The sequence below is a fragment of the Candidatus Accumulibacter aalborgensis genome (assembly GCF_900089955.1).
Lineage (GTDB): Bacteria > Pseudomonadota > Gammaproteobacteria > Burkholderiales > Rhodocyclaceae > Accumulibacter > Accumulibacter aalborgensis.
This window is the reverse complement of sequence record NZ_FLQX01000038.1, coordinates 1-1835: the sequence shown is the minus strand read 5'-3', so window position 1 is coordinate 1835 and position 1835 is coordinate 1. Positions and strand designations below refer to the sequence as shown.

The following is a 1835-nucleotide window of genomic DNA, read 5'->3' as shown; positions in this document are numbered from 1 at the left end:
CTCGGTGAGTGTGCACTTCCAAGGGTACGAGATTTCGGGGGTCCTGCCACTCTCCCGCAAGACCTTCACCAAGCGCAGCACCCGGCCTTGGCCGGAATGATGATCAAGGCCCCCAACCAGAAGCCGTCCGGGCAGAAACGATAGAGGTTTGCATGCGCACTGTGGAAGAAGACCTGAAGCTGATCAAGCGCGGGGCGGAAGAATTGCTGATCGAGGCGGAACTGGTTGACAAGCTGAAGAGCGGCCGGCCGCTGCGGATCAAGGCCGGCTTTGATCCAACGGCTCCTGATCTGCATCTCGGGCACACGGTGCTGATCAACAAGCTCCGGCACTTCCAGGATCTTGGCCATCGCGTGATGTTCCTGATCGGTGACTTTACCGGCATGATCGGTGACCCGACGGGGAAAAATGTCACCCGGCCGCCACTGTCGCGAGAGCAGATTGTCGACAACGCGGCAACCTACAGGGAGCAGGTGTTCAAGATTCTCGACCCGGAAAAAACCGAGGTCTGCTTCAATTCAAGCTGGTTCGAGCCGCTGGGTGCGTCCGGAGTGATCCGCCTGGCCGCTTTGCACACGGTGGCCCGGATGCTCGAACGCGATGACTTTGCCAAGCGCTATCGGGGCGGTCAGCCGATTGCCATCCATGAATTGCTCTATCCGCTGTGCCAGGGCTATGACTCCGTGGCGATGAAGGCCGATGTCGAACTGGGCGGCACCGATCAGAAGTTCAACCTTCTCGTTGGGCGGGAGTTGCAGAAGCATTTCGGCCAGACAGCGCAGTGCATTCTGACCATGCCGCTGCTCGAGGGCCTCGATGGCGTGAACAAGATGTCCAAGTCGCTCGGCAATTATGTCGGCATCAACGAGCCTCCTGGCGAGATGTTTGGCAAGCTGATGTCGGTCTCGGACGATCTCATGTGGCGCTATTTCGACCTGCTTTCCTTCCGCACGACCGAGGCCATCGAAGCTTTCAGGAACGATGCCGCGAGTGGACGCAATCCGCGCGAGATCAAGGTCCTGCTGGCGCAGGAGATTGTCGAACGTTTTCATGGTGCCGCGGCCGCTGCGCAGGCGCTGGCCGACTTCGATGCGCGTTTCCGTCAGGGCGCAATCCCCGACGATATTCCCGAGGTCTGCCTGCCCGCCGCTGGCCAGCCCTTGAGCATTGCGCAGGTATTGAAACGCTCCGGACTGACGGCGAGCACGTCGGAGGCCCTGCGCATGATTGAGCAGGGCGGAGTCAGGATTGACGGTACGAGAATTGACGACAAGAACCTCGTCCTGGCGGACAAAGGCGCTTTCGTGCTGCAGGTCGGGAAACGGAAGTATGCGCGGGTGATCGTCGGCTGAGTGAACGCCTGACCGCCGGCGAATGCCGTTCGGCCAGTGTTTAGGCCATGGACCGGCAAATAGTTGCTCAAGAGGCTTGACGCCCGTAACTGGGCCTGTATAATTCGCACCTTCGTTGCCGAGATCGCAAATAAATCTGATTAAAATCAGTATGTTATTACGTAACGGCAAAGTTTGGCGAGGCCCTTTGGGGCGCCGCTGGTGGTCCGGGGTAGTCGAAGCAGGCGTCTAAAAAGAAGTGTTGACGCCGCCTGAAACGACTGTATAATCCGCCCCTCTCGCTGCTCAGGCAGCACCGCAGTTCGGCCACTTGGCCGGTCTGCAAGCTCTTTAAAAATTGGACAACCGATAGGTGTGGGTTCTTGATCTGGTAGATGATTTGCGCAAGCGGATTGTCGAAGAGATGAAGTAACTCGCACAGATGTAGAAGCTGTTGATCTGGAGGAATCCGGGTTGGCGGCGAAGCAAGTCAAGCGAGAGCAA

At 58.3% G+C, this 1835-nt stretch carries 1 protein-coding gene; it reads left to right on the top strand.

The window, feature by feature from the left end:
• Positions 1 to 152: 152 nt before the first annotated feature.
• Entirely contained in the window at positions 153 to 1352 is a 1200-nt protein-coding gene (gene tyrS, locus ACCAA_RS04220) for a tyrosine--tRNA ligase (protein ID WP_186406000.1), read from the top strand.
• The last annotated feature ends 483 nt before the right edge of the window (positions 1353 to 1835 follow it).

Excerpts from the sequence above, each read along its gene's own strand:
- tyrS (WP_186406000.1), top strand. The coding sequence starts at position 153 with ATGCGCACTGTGGAAGAAGACCTGAAGCTGATCAAGCGCGGGGCGGAA.